Source organism: Orenia marismortui DSM 5156, from assembly GCF_000379025.1.
GTDB lineage: Bacteria > Bacillota > Halanaerobiia > Halobacteroidales > Halobacteroidaceae > Orenia > Orenia marismortui.
On the sequence record NZ_KB900617.1, the window covers coordinates 913,020 to 934,547 of the forward strand.

The following is a 21,528-nucleotide window of genomic DNA, read 5'->3' on the forward strand; positions in this document are numbered from 1 at the left end:
TACCTTTATCTATTTTTTTATTCTTACTTAAATTGCAATATTAAATTGAACTAGTTTCAAACTGTAATAATTTGGTTAATTAGTTATATAGAATTTCTCTTAGTTGATCTTCAAAAGCTTCATCAGGAGTTAGGTATCCTAAAATTTTTCTTGGTAGAGTATTACACCAGTTTTGAACTCTAGCAATAGATTCAATAGAGAATTCACTTATACTTCTGCCTTTAGGTATAAAACGTCTTATGAGACCATTATGACGTTCATTGGTACCTCTTTCCCATGATGAATAGGGATGAGTAAAATATACTTTTGTATCAACTATTTCTTCTATAACACCTAGCTCTGAAAATTCAGAGCCATTATCGCAGGTAAAGCTTTTAAATACAGTAGAAAAAAGCTCTCCAGAGTCTTTGATTAGTTTTAATATAGCATTTTGAACAGATTCAGCTGTTTTACCAGGAATTTTACGAATGATTTCTTTACGAGTCATGCGCTCTGTCATAGTGAGTAAAACTTCATCATTTTTATTCTTTTTACCAATAACAGTGTCAATTTCCCAATGCCCAAATTCACTGCGATCATTAATATTTTCAGGGCGTTCATCGATACTTGTGCCAAGTTTCTTTTTATTACGCTTAAGACATTTTGATTTTGAAGAACGTTTAAGCTTCAATGGCAAATCAATATTGCTAATCTGAAGTAGTCCAAGATCTATATAGTTATATAGAGTTTTAGTGCATACCATCTCTGACTTTGAGAATTTGTTATGCAGCTTTGCTGCACCACAAATAGAATCAAGAGATTGTTTATGCTCGCAAAATAACTCTATAACATAATCAATGAATGTTTCACATTCTAAAAGCTTAAATTTCGGTCCGCAATTTTTACGATTAGATTCATAAACTTTTTGACCAGCGTCAGGGAAGTAAATCTCTACAGTTTTATTGCCTTTAATTTGGGAAACTGTACCACGCTTTAACTCGTTTCTAATTGTATTAGAAGCTCTACCTAGACGTTTTGCAATAGCATAAGGCGACATTCCTTCGGAATGTAACAATGCAATTTGACCACGCTCATAAGCATTTAGGTGTTTATTTTTTCGGGATTTTGGTGTATCATTTAAGTAGTCCATAGTGTGCACCCTCCTGTAATTTTTTGTTTTGTGGTGATTCAATTATATTACAGTTTGGTCCACTATGGGCATTTTTTTATTAGTTCAATTTAATTATACAATCAACCTTTTTTATTCTTAATATATATTTTAAAATAAAACATAAGAAAGATAAAGAGACAGTTGCGGAGTTAGTGTACAGTTGACAGTTTACAGCTAAGTTCAAAAGCTCACAACTCTCTCTACGGGTCTAACGACCACTCCGTGATAAAAGAAATCTCCTAACCTCTCTCTTTATCTAAAGAGAGAGGAATTTTTAAAGTCCTCTCTTAAGAATAAGAGGGGATTTAGGGGAGTTGTGATGTCTTGACTTTTAATTTTAACTGTCAACTGTACACTACCACCTAGCACCTAAAAATGTCACTTTATCCCCATATTGTAATCTGTTATTCAAAAAATTTATAATTCCTATCAAATAAGGAACGGCTCCCACCGTCCCTTATAGCTAATCTATTATATTACATTAAAATACCAGCAATTGTAGCAGTCATATAAGTTGCTAATGAACCAGCAATTAATGCTCTAACTCCTAATTGTGCAAGTTCTCCTCTTCTTTCTGGAGCTAAACTTCCTAATCCACCAATTTGAATAGCAATTGATGAGAAGTTAGAGAAACCACATAATGCAAAAGTAGCAATAATTTCTGCTTTATTAGATAATACACCTTCTTTAAGCATTCCAGCTAAGTTACTATAAGCAACAAATTCGTTTAATGCCATCTTTTGTCCTAATAAAGTTCCTACTTCTGTAATTTCAGAGACTGGAACACCCATTACAAAAGATAATGGAGCAAAGATATAACCTAAAATTTGTTCTAAACTTGTTCCAAGATAACTTAATGGGTAGTTAACTAAAGCAATAATAGAAACGAAAGCAAGTAACATTGCAGCTACATTTAACGCTAATTTCAACCCTTCACTAGCACCTTCTGCAGCAGCATCTATAACATTTGCATTGTCAATTTCTAAGTCTACTTCCATCTTTCCTGAAGTAGCTGATTCTTTAGTTTCTGGCACAACAATCTTAGCCATTAATAATGCAGCTGGAGCAGACATAATACTTGCTGCCAATAGATAACCAGCATCAATACCCATTCCAATATATCCAGCCATTACACCACCAGCTACAGTAGCCATACCTCCAGTCATTAATGCCATAATTTCTGAACGAGTCATAGTTGGTACAAACCTCTTTACAACTAATGGAGCCTCAGTCTGTCCAACAAACACATTGGCTGCAGCAGATAGAGATTCAGCACCACTTAAATTCATAGCTTTTTTCATTATTTTCGCCATAAATTCTACTACTTTTTGAATTACTCCAAGGTAGTACAATACAGACATTAATGAAGAGAAGAAAATAATCGTAGGAATTACAGCTAAAGCAAAGCTAAATCCTGTATCCATTAAAGATCCAAATAAGAACTCAGCCCCTTTGGTAGAAAATCCTAAAATTTTAGCAATAAAATCACTTAATCGTTGAAAAATTGCCTTACCGATAGGCAATTTTAAAATTACAAAAGCAAATGATAATTGCAATAATAATCCACCAATTACTGGTCTTAAATCAATCTTCTTTCTATCTTCTGAAATAAGATAAGCAATTGCTAGTAATACAAACATTCCAATAACACCAATTAATTTTGACATATTAATAGCCCCCTTGTTATTTTTAATTTTTTATAGTTTATATTCAGAGGCTTATTAATAGTTATTGGTTATTAGACGCCAACTTATTCATAGTAATTTAAAATTACTTATTAAAAATTAAAACTAGATTCTGACAATAACTATTATCTTATCAGACGTCTAACAATTAATATTATAATTCAGATACAGAAATTTGTCAACTTCATTTCCTTATATAATTATTGGTTTTTTATCAAAAAACATCTTTATTTATTTATTTTTTATAACCATTTCTTTATTTTAAAAATCTATAACAATTTTATAAAATACTTTTCATAAATACTAAGCCTAAATAAACACCGAAAACACCCATAACTCCTGCTAAATTTGGTGGTGCTGGAGCTGGTAAATTTAAAAAAGAGAATAAGGCCCCAACTATAAACCCTGATAAAGTAGCCGTTAGAACTTGAATCATCAGATTTCCTCCTCTATTAGTTACTTCCCTCTCCCACCCACTCACTTATTTAAGTGAGTTGAATAAAAAACTTAGCTTTAATAACCTTAACTTACTCTAAAAATTAGCAAAAGTAAGTCGTCTGACATCTTACAATATAAGTCTAATATAATTAAGCTAATTTGTCAAGAGCATAAAAAAAGACTTATTTATCAGCTGATAAATAAGTCTAAAATATATAGATTTAATAATCACTTGTAGCTGTCCCACCTGTAACAATAGCTATACCTGAACTAGCTCCAATTCTAGTAGCCCCTGCTTCAATCATCTTCATAGCATCTTCTTTACTTCTAACTCCACCAGAAGCCTTAACTCCCATCTTATCTCCAACAACTTCTCTCATTAATTTTATATCTTCAACTGTTGCTCCACCAGTTCCAAAACCTGTAGAAGTCTTAACAAAATCAGCCCCTGCTTCTTTTGAAACTTCACAAGCCTTCCTTTTTTCTTCATCTGTTAAGTAACAAGTTTCTATAATTACCTTAACTATAGCTTTTCCTTTAGCAGAATGAACAACAGATTTAATATCATCTTTTACAATATCCCAAGCTCCCGACTTAATAGCACCAATATTAATAACCATATCGATTTCATCAGCACCATTTTTAATTGCATTCCTTGCCTCAAAAACTTTAGTTTCTGTTGTACTCTCTCCTAGTGGAAATCCAATTACTGTACATACCTTAACATTACTACCTTCTAGTTCTTTGTTTACAACAGAAACAAAGGTAGGATTAACACACACAGAAGCAAATTCATATTCTAAAGCTTCTTGACACTTCAACTTAATATCCTTTTCCTGAGCATCCGCATTTAATATTGTATGGTCAATCATAGCTGCTAATTCTTTATTATCCATTTATTCTCCTCCTAGTTTTAAAGTTATATATATCCAAAACAATTGTATGACGTCTAACAATCTTATGATACCATAATGTAAATATCTTTTCAAGCCCTTACAAATCTTATCATATCCTAATTCACTATCTTAATTCTTCTTAACCGTCCCTAAATAAACTTTCATTAAAGCCTTCTCCTAATACCTCATGCACCTCAGTAATAATAACAAAAGCATCTTCATCAATATTATGTACTAATCTCTTTAAATCAGATACTTCAGAACGATTAATAATACATAATAACACATCTTTATTATTATTGGTAAAACCACCTTTACCTTTTAAGATAGTAACTCCTCTATCCATACTATCCAAAATTTCTTTTCTAATATCTTCTGCATGATCTGAAATAATAAATGTTCCTTTAGAAATCTTTAATCCCTCTTGTACTAAATCAATTGTTTTACTAGCAATAACCAGCGAAATTAAGGCATAAAGTGCTAATTCAGCATTGAAGACTATTCCAGCCAAAGTAATTACACAAAAATCAATAATCAACAAAGCCTTCCCAACACTAATCCCAGTAAATTTATTAATTAATTGTGCTACTAAATCAGTTCCTCCAGTAGTCCCCTTAGACCTAAAGACCAGACCTAAGCCTAAACCTGTTATTCCACCACCATAAATAGAAGCTAATAACAGATCATGTGTCAAAACGCTTAAATAAGGAGTTAACAAATCTATCCCAAAAGATAAGACAATAATTCCATAAAAAGTTCTAATGCCAAATTTAGCCCCCATCTCTTTAACTCCTATTATAAAAAGAGGAATATTAATAGCCAAACTTAGCATTCCTACTGGCAAATTGAATAAATAATAAATCACTGTAGCTAAACCACTTACTCCTCCGGCAGCAATCTTATTTGGAATTAAGAAAATAACTAAACCTACTGCTGTCAAAAGTGAGCCAACTGTAATCCAAAAATAATCATAAATAACTTGTCTCTTCATTACCAACACCCTTATTAAATTCTTATTTAATTCTACTCTAAAATAACTATTTCAATTTATTTAACTTTCTTATCTTCTCCTGAACAATTCGGTAAATAAATTTAGGGATTGAAGACATTCTACCTAAACGTTCAGGTTCTTGAGCTAATCTATATAACCACTCTAAGTGAATCTTTTGCATTAGCTTAGGAGCCCTAGTCTTCTTTTCAGCCAAAATGTCAAAACTGCCACCAACTCCAATTCCCACTGCTACATTTAATAAATCTAAATGTTTATTTAGCCATTTTTCTTGTAAAGGAACCCCCATACCTACTAACAAAATATCTACCCTATTCTGTCCTATTTCATCTAAAACTTTAGCCTCTAAGCTAGCATTTAAATAACCATGATGGGTTCTAATCTTTAAATTAGGATATTTTTCTTTAACCTTATTTTTAGCTTCTTCAGCTACACCTGGCTTGCCTCCTAAGAAATAAAAACTATAACCTTTCTGATTACCTCTAGCCAATAACTCTTCAACTACATCTACTCCTGCTACTCTCTCTTCTAAATTATACTTTAATAACTTAGAAGCTAAGACAACACCAGCACCATCAGGAATAGATAACTGGGCTGAATTTAGAATTTTTTTTAACTCTTTGTCCTGTTGAGCTCTAATAATCATTTCAGCATTGGGAGTAACCACCAAATTACTATCCTGATTCTGTATAAACTCTTCTATCTTATTTATTGCCTCTGATTGGTTGACATGATCTATGAAAACCCCTAATATATTTATTCTTTCTCTCACCTCAATCACCTAGCAACCTTAAAGATAATTCTATATTTTGCTTAGCTAGTCCTTCTAAATTCTTAACTTTTTTATCTATTCTCTTTATTAAATCTTCTTTTTGCTCCCAAATCTCAACTATTTGCTTTAATAACTGTTGACTGTCTAATTTTTCTATAGTACCAATAGGTGACAAATCTAATTGATCTAGAAAGCTATCTATCTTAGGATCATAAGATATTCCTGCAATTGCTACCCGATTCAAACTAGCAAAGATCAATGAATGGAGCCTTACACCTAATAACATATCTACCTCTCCTATCAAAGATAATATTTCTTTGGGAGTATAACTGCCTTCAATTATTTCTACTTCCTCTTTCATCAAAGCTTCTACTTCCTTACTTACTTCTAAATCCTGTGGATAATGTAATGGTAAGAATAAAATCTTCACCCCCAAAACCTCTTTAACTTGATCTAACACTTTTGCTATTTCTTTTAAATAGTGATTATCCTGCCAGGGGCGTAAGGATACTCCTAACATACCCGTCCGACAACAAATACCTTCCTTTTTTAGGATTTCTTTTATTCTGCTTCTATTTGTTTTATTCAAAGTAAAAACAGGGTCTGCTGTTAAATAAATTTTCTTCTTCACCCCTATACTCTTCAGCAAACTTTTAGAGTCTTTATCTCTAACTGTTATTAACTCTAACTTATTCAAGATCTTTTTAATCATTTTCCTATTAAAAGACTTTTTAATAGGGCCTACTCCTTGAGCACAGAAAAAGACTGGTACTTTTAATAGTTTTGCTATAACTATAACTCCCAAATAATAGGGAATACTCCGATTACTACTTACATCCTGTAATAAGCTACCTCCACCACTAATTAATAGATCAGATTCTTTCAAATAAGAGATTAATCTCCTAATACCTACTCTATTAATAGAACTAACATTATAAGTATTTTCTGTCCATTCAGGATCAGCTGATAAAACTATAATCTCTATATCTTTGATAACTCTTTTTAAATTATCGATCAAGGCTGCTAAAATGGCTTCATCTCCTGCATTCTTAAATCCATAATAGCCAGATAAAATTATTCTTTTCACAATGGGTCACTTCCCCTTAGTCTATTATATCTATCAGATATACCATCAAAGATAATAATTAATAATAAACCTATAGCAGAACCTAAAACTATACCTATTAAAACTCTTATAGTAGATATTAATAAAGGAGTATGGAGATGAGAAAATGTATTTATTATATTAATCTGTCCAATTAATCCTAACAAATTAATCCATAGATACCCCCTCTTCTTATGAGATAAGTAAATTCCTAAGATTAATAAAGGATGTCCAAATAAAAAAGACTTAAATCTAGGTCTAACTATCAAAATCTCTTCTAATAATTCTCTAAATTTTAATTCTAAATCACTAACTGGAATGATTGGATTATTACCTGTGCGACTAAGATAGATAATAGTAACAACTATAACTACGAGAATAATCACTATATCATATAAGAATAATGGCCTTTTTAATAACTTTATTACACTAGCTTTTAAATCTCTAAAATTATTATATTGATAATACAAATAATAAATAAAACTCAAAATAAAAGGTAAAATAAAAGATAGCTTAATACCTCTCAAATATCTCACTTTTAATAAATATTCATTAGAGACTAGTAATGATAGCATTAATAAAACACCTATAATAGTTATAGAAGTTGACTTAAAAAACACTTTATAACTTTGTAAAATATCTCCGCTGTTATTAATTTTGTTAATTAAATACCTAAAACTTAGGACTGGAGAAATAATAGCAATTAGTAAAGCTATTATTTCTAAACTTAGATTAGGTTTTAATAAATAGAGTAACGATGCTATTGATATATCTACAATAAAACTTAAGTAAAACAACCTTATACTCCATAAACTTAAAATTAAAGAAATAATAGAAACAACCGATATAACCACCAGAAACTTAGCTAACTTATTGGGCTTTAGCTTTTTAAATCCTTGTGCTGAACCCAATTGATATCCCTCTTCATTTAAATCTTTAACTAATAGCTTAACAAACTCTAAGGTTTTATTCCTATCTGCAAAAGGTTTTAAATATAAATTTCTAACATTCCTCTCTTTTACCGCCCTAATATAACGATTAACTGTAGCTTCTATTCCTAATTTAGCTAACTCCGCTTGTTGTAAACTATGAACTCTAATCGCCTTTAGATCAATCATTTGAGCTAATTTATCTACACCTTGCTGCTTAGCAATAAAAGCTTCTATTATCCCCAATTTTATCTCTCTATCTTTTAATATTTCTGCTGTTTCTTTAATTTGATTAGGAAATCCTAATACACTTTCCCCATTAAAGATAATCTCCTTTACAGCAGGCAAGTTAGCTAATAACTCATCAAATTCTTCAATAGCAATATTATTTGAAATCCGAGGTATTAAATTAAAGCCTAAAGAATTTATAAGCTTAACCTCTGCTTCAGAAAAGTAAAATGGTTCTTCTAAACTTTCCTTATCAAAATCAGATAATATTAATACATCCTTTTGTGTAAGCACTTTATCTTCACCAAATCTACTAATTAAAACCTCTCTTAATTTATTTGAAAATTTATTACCACCACTAATATATAAATCTGAGTCATTAACCTTTTCAAGGTTAGGAAGAAAGTTAGCAAAGAAATTAAGTTCTCTTCCAAAATAATAGCTTATAGTATTATTACTACTTAAACTTTCTAAGCTCTGCTCATAAATAGCTACTGAATTAACCCCTATTTTTTTTAGCTCTGTTAATATTTCAGTTTGCTGAAAATCTTTTAACAATTTATAATCTATTGTTAACTCTACAACTTTATTACTCATCTCAACTTGATACCTATCAAAAATCAAATAAACCGAACTAATAAGCCCTAGAATAATAATTATAATCAATAATTTCCTCATGAAATTCCCCCACTAAGTTCCCATAAAGATTATTAAAAAATAAAAACTCATCCTTGTAATTAGGATGAGATTCTTCTAAGGCAATTATTCTATTATTCTTAGTATTTTAAAGCAAGCTATTGATTCTTACCTAGTATAGATAGTCTATCTTCTTCTAAGATAATCTGATTAATTTCTAAAGGAATAGGCAATTGAGAAAGATCGATCTCAAATTGTAATTTATCCTTTAACTGTTCTATTAAAGCTGTAGGAATTACAATATTTTCTAAAGCTAATTTATCAGAGCTAAATACTATAGTTTGAGGACCGGCTATGTTGAAATTACCAGATAATTGAATATTAACTTGTGCATTAAAAAAACTTATATCCCCAACTAACATTACTTTATTCTTTAATAGTTCAACTTTAAAGTTTTCAAATATATCTAATTCAGGTCTAGTATTTAAGTACTTATTTAATCCTTCTTCACTTAACTCTAAATCTAAATAATCATTTTTTCCTTTTATAACCTTCCATTTTCCTTCTACTTGCTTAAGCTTTAAGTCTTTAAAGCTACTATTCAATTTCGAAATAGGCAAAGAATCTACTACTAGACCCTCTCCTACCACAATAAGTTCATCAACTCTTCCTATTAATAATTTTAATGCTGGAAAACTACTAAGCTCTAATGATAATTCAGCACTTTTATTTATCTCCTTATCTAAACTAGCTTTAATTCTTTTAGAAACTGCATTTGGTAATATCAATTGAGTAGAAATAAGCAAAAATAATATAAAAAAAATCAATCCTACCCTAAACTTTCTCATATCATCACCTCATCTTTACCTAAATAATTTATCGGCTAACTCTAAGTATAGTAATGTCATCTAAAATATAATATTATGTATTATAAATCCATTTAAAGAATAATGGTTAATAAAATACCAGTAGACAAACCAGCTATAATACCAAAGCTAGCATCAAGTCCATAATTGAATTTATATGCTCCAGGTACTAGCTCAAAAATAGTAATATACAACATAGCACCACCTGCAGATCCCAAAATAATAGATAAAAAAACAGGAGAAATATCACCTATAACAGCCCCACAAAAAGCCCCAATTCCCATTGGTATCCCTGGTAAAATAGTAGAAAATAATATTTTACTAGGACTCCAACCTCCAACATTCATAGGTGTAGCCATCGAAAGACCCTCGGGAAAATTATGAAAAGCCATAACTAGAGCCAATCCAAAACCTAATTGCTCAGTCACAGCATAACCAGCTCCAATAGCTAAACCTTCAGGAAAATTATGGAGTGCAATCCCTACTCCCAATAAGATACCAGTTTGGATATACTCACTTTCCTTAATATAATGGCTAAAATAACAAGAAGACATATTAAGTAAAATAAAGCCTAAAACCATCCCCAATATGGCACAAAAAAGATTACTATTTTCAATAGCCTCAGGAAGTAAATCTATTATTACAATAGAAAACATTATTCCCCCAGCAAATCCCAATAATACACTAACTGATCTATTAGTAGGCTTTCGCCAAAAAAAAGTAACAAGACCACCAAGTCCTGTTCCTAACATACCAGCTACTAAGCCAACCATTGTTGTTAATAAGATAGAATTCATTATTTCACCCCACACAATCAAAATAAATTCTTTATATAGATTTATGTAAGGCATCTATCGCTTATAACTAAAAATAGGGGCTCAAAATTGCAAGCCCCTTGAAGATTTCTTGATTTAATTATGACTGTTTCAAATAACTTTCAATAAAGATATCTAAGTCCCCATCCATTACATCATTGGTCTTACTTGTCTCACATGATGTTCGATGATCCTTAACCATTTGATAAGGATGAAAGACATAGGATCTAATTTGGCTCCCCCAAGCAATCTCTTTGTGCTCTCCACGAATCTCCTCTAATTTTTCTGCCTCTTTTTCTTGCATATATTCAAACAACTTAGATTTAAGTATCTTCATGGCACTTGCTTTATTCTTATGCTGAGAACGTTCGTTCTGACATTGAGCTACAATTCCAGTAGGTAAGTGAGTAATTCGAACAGCTGAATCAGTTGTATTAACATGTTGACCTCCAGCTCCACTAGCTCGATAGGTATCTATCTTTAAATCACTTTGCTCAACTTCAATTTCGATATTATCATCAATTTCAGGCATAATATCTACAGAAGCAAAAGATGTATGCCTCCTTCCAGAAGAATCAAAAGGAGAAATTCTAACTAAACGATGCACACCTTTTTCTGATTTAAGATAACCATAAGCATAAGGTCCTGTTACTTCTAAGGTTACACTTTTCACTCCAGCTTCTTCTCCAGCTAAAAATTCTAAAGTACTAACCTTATAATCATGTTGTTCTGCCCACCTAGTATACATCCTTAACAACATCTCAGCCCAATCCTGTGATTCTGTTCCCCCTGCTCCAGGATTGATTGATAATAAAGCATTATTCTCATCATATTCTCCCGAAAGTAAAGTCTTCAACTCTAATTTCTCTAATTTTTTCTCTAAGTTCTTAACTCTTGATTTAACTTCATTTATGACATTCTGATCATCTTCCTCTATAGCTAGCTCTAATAATAAATCTAGTTCCTCTTGCTCTTCTACTAAAGTATCAAAATCAGAAATTTTTCCTTTAATTGTACTTAGTCTTTGGGCAACCTTTTGAGCTTTTTCATTATCATCCCAAAAATTTGGATCTGCCATTTCAAATTCTAACTCTTTTTTCTTCTCCTCTAAACTATCATAGTCAAAGAGACTCCCTCAAATCTGATAATTTTTCTGCAATCACTTCTAACTTTGAACTCAATTCATTTACAATCATTTTACCACCTCATAATTGATATAATTAAAATAAAGACGAACATAAGGTTCGCCTCTATTAATGATCATCTAGTATTAAAATAGCAATTTTTATTTATTTAAGCAACATTTTTTATATTTTTTGCCACTACCACACGGACATGGATCATTACGTCCTGGTTCATCTTCTTTTACAATTGGTTTAAGTTTTACCTCTTCAGGCTGCTGACCTTGGCCTTGAACTTCTGGTCTAACTGTATCATAGGCTGTTAATAAAGGGCCTTGCCCATAATCTAGTTTTCTCTTATCTTCCTGTTCACCTGTTACAACTTCAATTGTAAATAAATACTTAATGATATCTTCTTTAATCCAAGAATTCATCTGTTTAAACATCTCAAAACTTTCGAATTTATATTCAATCAACGGATCGCGTTGACCATATGCTCTTAAACCAATCCCTTGTCTTAGTTCATCCATCGCATGTAGATGTTCCATCCATTTTTGATCAATCAATTTAAGCATAACTACCTTTTCCAACTCTTCCATAGCTTCATTACCAAGTTCTGATCTTTTAGCACTATAAGTGTCAGTGAATTTATTAAATAATTTATCTTTGATCTCTTCTCTAGTTAATTTAGATAGTTCTGCCTCAGATATTCCTAAACCTCCTAATTGATTCTCTAAATAATGAATTAATCCTGATAAATCCCATTCATCAGGGGAATATTTCTCATTAACATAAATATCTAAAGTCTCTTCTAACCAACTATCAGCCATAGAGAAGATAATTTCTTCTAAATTTTCTCCCGTTAAAACCTGAAGTCTTTGATCATAAATAACCTTTCTTTGTTGGTTCAATACATCATCATACTCTAAAATACTCTTTCTAATTTCAAAGTTACGAGATTCTACCCTTTTTTGGGCATTAGCTAAAGATCTACTAATTAATTTATGTTCAATTGGCTGATCATCTTCTAATCCTAAGCTATCCATAATTCCAGCAATCTTTTCTGAACCAAATAATCTCATCAAATCATCTTCTAAGGATACATAAAAACGAGAAGCTCCCGGATCCCCTTGTCTCCCTGAGCGACCTCTTAGCTGATTATCAATTCTACGACTTTCATGACGTTCTGTACCAAGAACATATAATCCTCCAATATCTTGAACTCCATCGCCTAATACAATATCAGTACCACGACCAGCCATATTAGTGGCAATTGTAATAGCACCTTTTTGACCTGCTCTTTTTATAATATCAGCTTCACGTTCATGATGCTTAGCATTCAATACTTCATGAGGAACATGAGCTTGCTTTAATAATCTACTAAGCTTTTCAGAATTCTCAATTGAAACAGTACCAACTAAAACTGGCTGCCTTTTCTTATACCTTTCTTTAATATCAGCTACAACAGCTCTAAACTTTGCCTCTTCAGTTTTATATATAACATCAGGATGATCCTCTCTAATAACCGGTTCATTAGTAGGTATTACTACTACTTCTAAATCATAAATTTCTTCAAATTCTTCTTCTTCCGTTGCAGCAGTACCTGTCATTCCTGATAGTTTATTATACATTCTAAAATAATTCTGGAAGGTAATACTAGCTAAAGTTTGACTTTCTCTTTGAATTTTAACTCCTTCTTTAGCTTCAATAGCTTGATGAAGACCTTCACTATATCTGCGTCCAGACATCAATCTTCCAGTAAATTCATCAACAATATGGACTTCTCCATCTTTAACAATATAATCTTGATCTCTTTTCATTAAAACTTCTGCTTTTAAGGCTTGATTAAGGTGATGTAAATGATCCATGTATTGATTATCATATAGGTTTTCAATACCTAGCATCTCTTCGACTTTATCAGTTCCCTCTTCTGTTAAGGTTACAGAACTAGCTTTTTCATCAACTGTATAATCTTCTTCTTTCTTTAATTTTGGTACTACCTCAGTAAATTTATAATACAAACCTGGTGATTGCTGTGATGGACCTGAAATAATTAACGGAGTTCTTGCTTCATCAATTAAAATACTATCTACTTCATCAATAATAGCAAAATTTAATTCGCCTTGTACTAATTGTTCTGCATCTATAGCCATGTTATCTCTTAAATAATCAAAACCAAATTGATTATTTGTCCCATAAGTAATATCAGCTTCATAAGCCGCTCTTCTTTCCTCATAATCCATATCTGCTAAAACTAGTCCTACCTCTAATCCTAAAAATTCATATATCTGTCCCATCCATTCACTATCACGCTCAGCCAAATAATCATTAACTGTAACAATGTGAACACCTTTTCCAGTTAATGCATTTAGATAAGCTGGTAAAGTAGCTGCCAATGTCTTACCTTCTCCTGTTTTCATCTCTGAAATCTTACCTTGATGTAATACAATTCCACCAATTAACTGTACATCATAATGTCGCATTCCTGTTACTCTTTTAGAAGCCTCTCTTACAACAGCAAAAGCTTCTGCTAAAATATCATCTAAAGACTCCCCTTGACTTAAACGATTTTTAAATTCATCTGTCTTTGCCTTTAAATCATCATCATTTAAAGCAGAAATTTGATCTTCTAAAGAATTGATTTCTTCTACTAAAGGTTCTAGCTTTTTTAATTTCTTTTCATTTGGATCAGTAAATAACTTCTTCAAAAAACCCAACATATATTAATTCACCCCATTATATAATTTGCATATGATTCTTATTTTATAGAAAGTAATTTTGATTATTAGTTCTTAACCTTACTATATAACATTAACCATATACTGTCAATAAACTAAATTATCTGAATATATATTATTGTATACAATAATATATATTATTTCCTAATATTAATTATTTATATAAAAAAGACTAGCCATTAAACTAATAGCTAGCCTAAATAATTATCATTTTTTTAGAAAGTTGGTTCTATTAAACCATAGTCACCATCTTTACGTTTATAAACAACATTCACTTCATCAGTTTTAGCATTTGAGAATACGAAGAAATCATGATGTAATAAATCCATTTGCATAACTGCTTCTTCAATATGCATTGGTTTAATAGCAAATTTCTTAGTTCTCACAATCCTTGGATCAGATTCTTCTTCCTCTTCAGATTTATTTGAATCAACTAAATTACTTAGTATCTCTTTTTTATCTGCTCTAATTTTATTATGAATCTTAGTTTTATATTTACGGATTTGACCTTCTAATTTCTCAACAACTCCATCTATAGAAGCATACATATCGTCTCTTTTTTCTTCTCCTCGTAGAATTAATCCATCTACAAAAAGTGTTACCTCTACAATATGTCTTCCTCGTTCAACTTCTAAAGATATTTGAGCTTCTATAACATCATCATAGTCAAAATACTTTCTCACCTTGCCAACTTTTTCTTCAGCATAATCTCTTAAAGCATCAGTGATTTCTATGTTTTTACCTCTAACCATGAATTTCATTACTAGACCAACTCCTTCCAAAATAATATCTCTATATATACTAATTCGATATTTTGTTTGAAATTCCTTTTTTTAATAATATTTATTTTTACAAAGAACAATAAATATTATTATACAAAATAAAATTCATTAGTTATATTAGATATTAAAAAAACCCCCAGAAATAATCTGGGAGCTTTATAATGCTCTAATCATTCATATATAATTAAAGCTTAGTTACGTTATCAGCTTGAGGTCCACGTTCTCCTTCAACGATTTCAAACTCTACAGCTTGACCTTCTTCTAAAGCCTTGAAACCTTCTTCTTGAATTGCAGAGAAGTGTACAAATACATCGTCACCTTCTGGTCTTTCAATAAATCCATAACCTTTTTCATTGTCAAACCATTTTACATTACCTTCTAATCTCATTCTTTTCATTCCTCCTAAATATTGCTTAAAAAATTTCTAGTGATCTTATCACTTTCCAAATAAAACTATAACATAATACTCAAATATTGTCAATAGAATTCAGGATATAATTTATATTTTAATAAGATAAAATCTATAATATTTTAGCTAAGAATTCTTTAGTTCGTTCTTCTTGAGGATTATTGAAAATATCTTCTGGTGTTCCAGACTCTATAACAATCCCATGATCCATAAACAATACTCTATCCCCAACTTCTCGAGCAAATCCCATCTCATGAGTCACAACTACCATAGTCATACCTTCATTTGCCAAATCCTTCATAACCGCTAATACTTCTCCTACCATTTCAGGATCTAATGCAGAAGTCGGCTCATCAAACAGCATGACTTTTGGCTGCATAGCTAAAGCTCTAGCAATAGCAATCCTTTGTTTTTGTCCACCCGATAATTGACTAGGATAACTATCTGCTTTATCCTTTAGCCCTACCCTATCTAATAGCTCATAGGCTATATTCTCTGCTTTATCTTTAGACAATCCTTTAACTTTTATTGGAGCTAAAGTAATATTGTCTAATACATTTTTATGAGGAAATAAGTTAAAGTGTTGAAAGACCATTCCTGTCTCTTGACGAATAAGATTAATATTAGCATTTATAGAATTAATCTGTTTCTCCTCAATTAACACCTTACCTGCTGTAATATCTTCTAATAGGTTTAAACATCTTAAAAATGTACTCTTTCCCGAACCACTTGGCCCAATAACTACTACCACTTCTCCTTGGTGTATCTCTTCTGTAATCCCTTTTAAAACTTCTAAATCACCAAAGCTCTTGTGTAAATCATCTACTTTAATCACTGATACTCACCCTTCTCTCAGCATAGTTAACTAATCGAGTCATAATAAAGGTCATAATAAAGTATAGTACCGCTACTGCTGCAAAAATTAGGAAAGATTCATAAGTTCTACTAATTATTAATCTACCTTGCCGAGTTAAATCCTTAACTGCAATTACTGATACCAATGATGAATCCTTTAAAAGTGCAATAAATTCATTTCCTAAAGGTGGAATAACTTGTTTAATAGCTTGAGGCAAGATGACATATCTCATTGACTGGAAGTAAGACATTCCTAGAGAACGAGCTGCTTCCATCTGCCCCTTATCAATGGCATTGATTCCAGATCTCACAATTTCCCCTACATAAGCACCACTATTTAAACCTAAGCCTAAAATAGCTGCCAGATAGCCACCTAAATCTATTCCTAAATTAGGTAGTCCAAAATATAATAAAAATAACTGAATCAATAAAGGCGTTCCTCTAAAAAATTCAATATAAACTTTGGCTATATTATTAAACAACTTATTTTTAGAAACTCTTGCTAAACCTAATATAGTACCTAAAACAATTCCAATAAAAACAGAAAAGGTTGTTAATTTAATTGTCATTAATGCGCCCTTTAGTAAATAAGGAATTGATTCCTTTAAAATTAATATCTTATCTGCTAGCATCTATTTCTGTCCCCTTTCTATTTAAACCACTTAGCATAAATCTTATCATAGATTCCTTTTTCTTTAATATTACTTAGAGCTTCATTAAGCCTTTTTTCTAACCCATTATCGTCTTTTCTAATAGCCATACCATAATTCTCTTCTGTAAATGGAGCTCCTACAATTTTAACTCCTTCTACCTTCTTTACAAAAGTAGCTGTAACAGGTAGATCATTAACAATAGCATCAATTCTACCATTTTTTAAATCTATAAAAGCTTGTGGTATCTTTTCATATCTTTTAATTTCTAAACCATCAATTTCACTTACTTTTAAATCTCCAGTTGTACCTAACTGTACACCTACAGTCTTCCCAACTAAATCTTCTACATTCTCGATTTGATCTTCACTATCTAAAACAGCAATTACTTGACCTGCATTAAAGTATGGAGTACTAAAGTCTACTGATTTTTTTCTACTCTCAGTAATAGTCATTGCTGCAATTACCAGATCAAATTTTTTAGTCTTTAAACTAGGAATCAAACCATCAAAAGCAATATCTTTTATCTCTAACTCAACACCCAACTCTTTAGAAAGAGCTTTAGCTATATCTATATCAAAACCTACAATCTCATCCTTTGCATTATGATATTCAAAAGGACGATAAGAAGCTTCTGTTCCTACTACTAATTTTCCTTCTTCTTTGATCTTTTCTAAAGTACCTAGCTGGGTACTATTTGAACACCCTACTATTAATAACATCATCAACAAACTTAATAAAGTCAGTACCAAATTATTAGTAATTTTTTTCATTGTCTTCCTCCCTTTTATTTCATCCTTTATAATTATACATTAATGTGTTTTTTTATTCAAGGGATTTATTGAAATTAAATCAGATATGATAATTACTTAATTTAATATAAAAAACTTAGGATAGAATAAATTCTACCCTAAGTTTTTAAAAAGAATTCAATTCTTAAAACCATTTATTATATATTTCATCATAAGTACCATTCTCTTTAATTCTTTTCAAAGCTTTATTAACCTGAGTCAGCAATTCTTCATCACCTTTTTTTAATGCTATTCCATATTTTTCTGAAGTAAAAGGCTCTCCAACAATTTTAACTTCCGGATGCTTACTAACATAAACTGCTGTTACAGGTAAATCATTAACTACTGCTGACACTCTTCCATTTTGTAATTCAATAAATGCTTGAGGTATATCTTTATAACGAGTAATTTCTATACTATCTTCCATTTTACTAATTTCTATATCACCTGTAGTACCTAATTTAGTTCCAACTTTCTTACCTTTTAAATCATCTACAGTTTTAATCTCATTATTATTAGCTATAGTAGCAATTACCTGTCCAGCATTAAAATATGGATCAGAGAAATTAACAGCTTTTGCTCTTTGCTCTGTAATTGTCATAGCTGAAATTGCTAAATTAAACTTACCAGTCTTTAAACCAGGTATTAAGCCATCAAAAGCAATGTCCTTTATCTCAATTTCAAGATTTAACTCATCAGCAATTGCTTTAATTAAATCAATATCAAAACCTACAATCTCATCTTGATTATTATGATACTCAAAAGGTCGATAAGCAGCTTCTGTCCCAATTAGCAACTTTCCTTCTTTTTCTATTTTACTCCAAGTTGTATCTTCTACTCCATTACATCCTGTTACCACTACTAAAGTAATTAATAGTAAGATAAATAATATCTTTTTCATCTAAACTCTCCTCCTATAAGATAATCTATTTAATATGTCACTTATATTTTATGTCTGTGTTGATTATATCCTTTTACTATTTGGCTAGTTGGCTAGGCAACTTAACTTATAATTTTAATCAAATTTAGCCCAAAACAAATATAATCTATAGATTTAGTATTGGATAAAAAAGTAGCAGGATTTCCTGCTACTTTTTTATTACTTAAACCATTTATTATAGATTTCATCATAAGTACCATCAGCTTTTAAATCAGCTAAAGCAGCATTAATCTTTTCTAGTAGCTCAGTATCAGCTTTTCTCATAGCAATACCAAAGTTCTCTGTAGTAAACGGCTTACCTACAATTTTGACTCCAGAATGATCTAAAGTATACTTAGCCACTACTGGTAAATCGGCAGCTACCGCATCTACTCGACCATTATTTAACTCAATAAAAGCTTGTGGTATCTTCTCATAACGCTTAACTTCTACTCCTTCCACCTTGCTAGCCTCTATATCAGCTGTTGTTCCTAATTGGACTCCAACTATTTTACCTTTTAAATCCTCTACATTTTTAATACTATCATTACTTTCTGATACAGCAATTATCTGGCCTGCATTAAAATAAGAATCAGAAAAGTTAACTGCTTTCTTTCTATCTTCTGTAATTGTCATAGCTGACATTATTAAGTCATATTTACTAGATTGTAACCCTGGAATAATCCCATCCCATGCAGTATCCTTTAATTCTAACTCAAGATTTAATTTTTTGGCAATTTCTTTTAAGACATCAACATCAAAACCAACAATATTATCATCTTTATCATGGTACTCAAAAGGCTTATAATCAGCACTCATCCCAACCACTAATTTACCTTCTTTTTCAATCTTTTGCCAAGTTCCTTGCTCTTCACTAGAACATCCTGCCATTACTAATAATCCAACTAATAATGTAAATAAAATTATTTTTTTCATTAGTTCTCTCCCCTTTGTCTTTTTTAATAATTATACATTATAAATTATATTTATGCAAGGATTGGTCCGATTTTATTCATAATAATAAAAACTACAATTAAAAGGAAGATATCTTCCTTTTAATTGTAGTTAAAATCCATCGCATCTAAATCTTCTCTTAATTTTAATAAAGCCTTATCTTTATTTTTACACTCTAGCATAATATCAAAATCTTGATCACTTATATCTCTTAAAGTATCAACAAATAGATAAAAATCTATAGGATCAATATTATCAGCATGGCTTGAATATTCATCTTCACTTCTAGGTGAAGAAAAATGAAACTTCGGCCTTTCATCTTTCCAAGTATCAAAAACTCGCGGTAATATTTTATTCAAATTTTCATCTTCACTATGGTTACAATTGAAATGATGAATATCAAAAACAATAGGTATGCCTAATTCTTCTGCTATTTCTAACACTTCAGTTGCAGTATATGATTTATCATCATTCTCAATAATTAATCTATTCTTTATATCATCAGATAACCTAGAAAAATTTTTCTTAAACCTATCTATTGCCTTATCTTTATTTCCATAAACACCACCGATGTGTAACACAATTTTGACACTTGTATCCAATCCCATTGCTAATAAAAATTTAGAATGATATTCTAGTTCCTCTATAGATCTTTCTACAACATTCTTTCTATTACTATTTAATATAGTATATTGACTAGCATGCATACTAACCCTAAGATTATGCTTCTTTACAAAATCTCCTATCTCTAAAAATTCATCTTTAAACTTTTCTAAATAACCCCAATTGTCTGTAGATTCATGAGTTGCTAAAGGAACAATATTAGAAGAAAAACGATAAAAATCAATATTATAATCTCGATTAAATTTCAAAATCCTTAATGTATTCTTTAAATTATCTTTTAATAATGAATTAAGTTTAATTCTTTGCCCTTCTGGAGAAAGTTTTTTTAAATATCCTACAGTAGTTCTACGATTAGGTGTACAATCTTTTAAACTAAGATTAATACATGCATAACCCAATTTCATTCTAATCAATCCCCTCTAATAATAATAAAAGTCTCCTGATATCAGGAGACTTCTTTATTATTATTCACTACATTCTTTACAATAACCAAAAAACTCTGTACGACGATATTCTACTTCCCCATCAACAAATTTAGCTACCTTATCTTCTAACTCTTCATTCATCTCCAAATCAACATCCATTACTTTACTACAAGATAGACAAGTAAAATGATAGTGATCTTCAGCATTAGCATCATAACGACTATAGCTGCTACCATAATTTAATTCTATAATCTGTCCCATTTCTCTTAAAACATTTAAATTACGATAGACCGTTCCTAAGCTGATATTGGGAATATCTTTTTTTACCTTATCATAAATCCAGTCTGCAGTAGGATGAGATTTGATCGATCTTAAAACCTCTAAAATTTTCTTGCGCTGCTTGGTCATTCTCCTTTTTTTCTTAGGCATAAATTGTCATCCTTTTTATAAGTAATTATTCTTAATTAGATTATAACAATTATCAAATCAAGTGTCAATTAATGGTGAAATAATATATTTTAAAAAAATACATTTTCAAAGCAGGAATAATTATCATTATCGCGAAGAATACATATAAAAGAGAATATAAAAAATAAGAATATCATAGTTTGTTATTCTAATCACAAATTTTAATATATGCTATAATAGATGTTAAGAAGTTCTCTTGTATAAGAATATAAGAATATACTCTTTAGTTAATAATATTTGTATAAGAAAAAGGAGAGGATAAT

At 30.6% G+C, this 21,528-nt stretch carries 21 protein-coding genes; all 21 read right to left on the reverse strand.

Features of this window, described 5'->3' with window-relative positions; translation table 11 throughout:
- Positions 1-79: 79 nt before the first annotated feature.
- The 21 genes from OREMA_RS0104000 to OREMA_RS0104105 all read right to left on the reverse strand — a co-directional run bounded on the left by OREMA_RS0104000 (position 80) and on the right by OREMA_RS0104105 (position 21,226).
- Entirely contained in the window at positions 80-1,129 is a 1,050-nt protein-coding gene (locus OREMA_RS0104000) for an IS30 family transposase (RefSeq protein ID WP_018247996.1), read from the reverse strand.
- Between the two features lie 497 nt (positions 1,130-1,626).
- Positions 1,627-2,817 (reverse strand): NupC/NupG family nucleoside CNT transporter, encoded by a 1,191-nt coding sequence (locus OREMA_RS0104005; RefSeq protein WP_018247997.1) that lies wholly within the window; start codon positions 2,815-2,817, stop codon positions 1,627-1,629.
- 298 nt (positions 2,818-3,115) lie between these two features.
- Positions 3,116-3,271, reverse strand: coding sequence for a XapX domain-containing protein (locus tag OREMA_RS0104010; RefSeq protein WP_018247998.1), 156 nt, complete (start codon positions 3,269-3,271; stop codon positions 3,116-3,118).
- Between the two features lie 223 nt (positions 3,272-3,494).
- Entirely contained in the window at positions 3,495-4,169 is a 675-nt protein-coding gene (gene deoC, locus OREMA_RS0104015; RefSeq protein ID WP_018247999.1) for a deoxyribose-phosphate aldolase, read from the reverse strand.
- Between the two features lie 139 nt (positions 4,170-4,308).
- Complete coding sequence (locus OREMA_RS0104020) at positions 4,309-5,160, reverse strand: YitT family protein (protein WP_018248000.1); 852 nt, start codon at positions 5,158-5,160, stop codon at positions 4,309-4,311.
- A 46-nt stretch (positions 5,161-5,206) separates the two neighbouring features.
- On the reverse strand, positions 5,207-5,950 hold the full coding sequence (locus OREMA_RS0104025) for a WecB/TagA/CpsF family glycosyltransferase (RefSeq protein ID WP_018248001.1): 744 nt from the start codon (positions 5,948-5,950) through the stop codon (positions 5,207-5,209).
- Between the two features lies 1 nt (position 5,951).
- Complete coding sequence (csaB, locus tag OREMA_RS0104030) at positions 5,952-7,037, reverse strand: polysaccharide pyruvyl transferase CsaB (protein WP_018248002.1); 1,086 nt, start codon at positions 7,035-7,037, stop codon at positions 5,952-5,954.
- Complete coding sequence (locus tag OREMA_RS0104035; protein ID WP_018248003.1) at positions 7,034-8,890, reverse strand: DUF5693 family protein; 1,857 nt, start codon at positions 8,888-8,890, stop codon at positions 7,034-7,036. Before OREMA_RS0104035 ends, csaB begins: the two co-directional genes overlap by 4 nt.
- Before the next feature lie 116 nt (positions 8,891-9,006).
- Positions 9,007-9,696 (reverse strand): LmeA family phospholipid-binding protein, encoded by a 690-nt coding sequence (locus OREMA_RS0104040; RefSeq protein ID WP_018248004.1) that lies wholly within the window; start codon positions 9,694-9,696, stop codon positions 9,007-9,009.
- Positions 9,697-9,788: 92 nt separating this feature from the next.
- Positions 9,789-10,511 (reverse strand): ZIP family metal transporter, encoded by a 723-nt coding sequence (locus OREMA_RS0104045; protein ID WP_018248005.1) that lies wholly within the window; start codon positions 10,509-10,511, stop codon positions 9,789-9,791.
- A 118-nt stretch (positions 10,512-10,629) separates the two neighbouring features.
- A protein-coding gene (gene prfB, locus OREMA_RS0104050; protein ID WP_407667761.1) for a peptide chain release factor 2 occupies positions 10,630-11,722 on the reverse strand; the annotation gives its coding sequence in 2 pieces (ribosomal slippage) (positions 10,630-11,652 and positions 11,654-11,722; 1,092 coding nt in all).
- A 92-nt stretch (positions 11,723-11,814) separates the two neighbouring features.
- Positions 11,815-14,370 (reverse strand): preprotein translocase subunit SecA, encoded by a 2,556-nt coding sequence (gene secA / locus OREMA_RS0104055; RefSeq protein WP_018248007.1) that lies wholly within the window; start codon positions 14,368-14,370, stop codon positions 11,815-11,817.
- A 233-nt stretch (positions 14,371-14,603) separates the two neighbouring features.
- Positions 14,604-15,149: a ribosome hibernation-promoting factor, HPF/YfiA family gene (hpf, locus tag OREMA_RS0104060; RefSeq protein WP_018248008.1), complete on the reverse strand. Its 546-nt coding sequence runs from the start codon at positions 15,147-15,149 to the stop codon at positions 14,604-14,606.
- 205 nt (positions 15,150-15,354) lie between these two features.
- On the reverse strand, positions 15,355-15,558 hold the full coding sequence (locus tag OREMA_RS0104065) for a cold-shock protein (RefSeq protein ID WP_018248009.1): 204 nt from the start codon (positions 15,556-15,558) through the stop codon (positions 15,355-15,357).
- Between the two features lie 133 nt (positions 15,559-15,691).
- On the reverse strand, positions 15,692-16,414 hold the full coding sequence (locus tag OREMA_RS0104070; protein ID WP_018248010.1) for an amino acid ABC transporter ATP-binding protein: 723 nt from the start codon (positions 16,412-16,414) through the stop codon (positions 15,692-15,694).
- Complete coding sequence (gene ehuC, locus OREMA_RS0104075) at positions 16,407-17,066, reverse strand: ectoine/hydroxyectoine ABC transporter permease subunit EhuC (protein WP_018248011.1); 660 nt, start codon at positions 17,064-17,066, stop codon at positions 16,407-16,409. The genes OREMA_RS0104070 and ehuC overlap by 8 nt, the downstream gene beginning before the upstream one ends.
- A gap of 17 nt (positions 17,067-17,083) precedes the next feature.
- A complete protein-coding gene (locus tag OREMA_RS0104080; RefSeq protein WP_018248012.1) occupies positions 17,084-17,857 on the reverse strand; it encodes a basic amino acid ABC transporter substrate-binding protein in 774 nt (257 codons plus the stop codon).
- 163 nt (positions 17,858-18,020) lie between these two features.
- On the reverse strand, positions 18,021-18,776 hold the full coding sequence (locus OREMA_RS0104085; protein ID WP_018248013.1) for a basic amino acid ABC transporter substrate-binding protein: 756 nt from the start codon (positions 18,774-18,776) through the stop codon (positions 18,021-18,023).
- 198 nt (positions 18,777-18,974) lie between these two features.
- The gene (locus OREMA_RS0104095) at positions 18,975-19,730 is read right to left on the reverse strand and encodes a basic amino acid ABC transporter substrate-binding protein (RefSeq protein WP_018248015.1); all 756 of its coding nucleotides are present in this window, start codon (positions 19,728-19,730) and stop codon (positions 18,975-18,977) included.
- A 119-nt stretch (positions 19,731-19,849) separates the two neighbouring features.
- The gene (uvsE, locus tag OREMA_RS0104100) at positions 19,850-20,776 is read right to left on the reverse strand and encodes a UV DNA damage repair endonuclease UvsE (protein ID WP_018248016.1); all 927 of its coding nucleotides are present in this window, start codon (positions 20,774-20,776) and stop codon (positions 19,850-19,852) included.
- Positions 20,777-20,836: 60 nt separating this feature from the next.
- The gene (locus tag OREMA_RS0104105) at positions 20,837-21,226 is read right to left on the reverse strand and encodes a Fur family transcriptional regulator (protein WP_018248017.1); all 390 of its coding nucleotides are present in this window, start codon (positions 21,224-21,226) and stop codon (positions 20,837-20,839) included.
- Between the last annotated feature and the right edge of the window lie 302 nt (positions 21,227-21,528).

Coding starts and splice junctions, on each gene's coding strand:
- deoC (WP_018247999.1), bottom strand. CDS start 4,169: ATGGATAATAAAGAATTAGCAGCTATGATTGACCATACAATATTAAAT.
- OREMA_RS0104005 (WP_018247997.1), bottom strand. CDS start 2,817: ATGTCAAAATTAATTGGTGTTATTGGAATGTTTGTATTACTAGCAATT.
- OREMA_RS0104065 (WP_018248009.1), bottom strand. CDS start 15,558: ATGAGATTAGAAGGTAATGTAAAATGGTTTGACAATGAAAAAGGTTAT.
- OREMA_RS0104095 (WP_018248015.1), bottom strand. CDS start 19,730: ATGAAAAAAATAATTTTATTTACATTATTAGTTGGATTATTAGTAATG.
- hpf (WP_018248008.1), bottom strand. CDS start 15,149: ATGAAATTCATGGTTAGAGGTAAAAACATAGAAATCACTGATGCTTTA.
- OREMA_RS0104035 (WP_018248003.1), bottom strand. CDS start 8,890: ATGAGGAAATTATTGATTATAATTATTATTCTAGGGCTTATTAGTTCG.
- OREMA_RS0104040 (WP_018248004.1), bottom strand. CDS start 9,696: ATGAGAAAGTTTAGGGTAGGATTGATTTTTTTTATATTATTTTTGCTT.
- OREMA_RS0104000 (WP_018247996.1), bottom strand. CDS start 1,129: ATGGACTACTTAAATGATACACCAAAATCCCGAAAAAATAAACACCTA.
- OREMA_RS0104010 (WP_018247998.1), bottom strand. CDS start 3,271: ATGATTCAAGTTCTAACGGCTACTTTATCAGGGTTTATAGTTGGGGCC.
- OREMA_RS0104045 (WP_018248005.1), bottom strand. CDS start 10,511: ATGAATTCTATCTTATTAACAACAATGGTTGGCTTAGTAGCTGGTATG.
- OREMA_RS0104105 (WP_018248017.1), bottom strand. CDS start 21,226: ATGCCTAAGAAAAAAAGGAGAATGACCAAGCAGCGCAAGAAAATTTTA.
- uvsE (WP_018248016.1), bottom strand. CDS start 20,776: ATGAAATTGGGTTATGCATGTATTAATCTTAGTTTAAAAGATTGTACA.
- ehuC (WP_018248011.1), bottom strand. CDS start 17,066: ATGCTAGCAGATAAGATATTAATTTTAAAGGAATCAATTCCTTATTTA.
- OREMA_RS0104020 (WP_018248000.1), bottom strand. CDS start 5,160: ATGAAGAGACAAGTTATTTATGATTATTTTTGGATTACAGTTGGCTCA.
- OREMA_RS0104080 (WP_018248012.1), bottom strand. CDS start 17,857: ATGAAAAAAATTACTAATAATTTGGTACTGACTTTATTAAGTTTGTTG.
- OREMA_RS0104085 (WP_018248013.1), bottom strand. CDS start 18,776: ATGAAAAAGATATTATTTATCTTACTATTAATTACTTTAGTAGTGGTA.
- secA (WP_018248007.1), bottom strand. CDS start 14,370: ATGTTGGGTTTTTTGAAGAAGTTATTTACTGATCCAAATGAAAAGAAA.